1 protein-coding gene is annotated in these 430 nt (G+C 33.5%); it reads right to left on the bottom strand.

Going from position 1 to position 430, the window contains the following annotated elements; genetic code table 11:
- Positions 1 to 340 (bottom strand): hypothetical protein (locus RAD15_RS44040; RefSeq protein ID WP_458184900.1); only part of this gene is annotated, 340 nt, incomplete at its 3' end.
- Positions 341 to 430 lie beyond the last annotated feature (90 nt).

The raw sequence follows: 430 nt of genomic DNA, 5'->3' as shown, positions 1-430 counted from the left end.
GTGTATATGAGGAGTCTTTTCTTTCCGAAAAGTTTTCTCGGCATAAAAGTTCATCAAACTTTTTACACGTCTTTTCCGTTTTATTTTTAGTTTTTGAAAAATAAATTATAATTTTTAGCTTGCAGCGACTCAAATTTACGCACAGAGACGTCTTATTTATTTTTTGCTTCAAAGCTACCTGCATCAAAAAACGGCTCTTAAAATAGAAAATAAGCGTATTTTTAATGATTTTAGAACATGAGCATAAGGGGTAATGCCACCACTTTGATGTTTTGGCAGAGCCAAAACGTGGTGAACTCGGCAGTGCCGAGTTATTTACCCTTAAAAATAGTGCCACCATGTTCTTTATCTCATACGTACACTATACGTATAGTTATGCATATAATACGTATACATACAGTATATGCATACGAATAGTGTACGTATAGAA

Source organism: Bradyrhizobium sp. 14AA (assembly GCF_054185205.1).
Note: the sequence above shows the minus strand (reverse complement) of the source record. Positions and strands in the feature narration are given on the sequence as shown.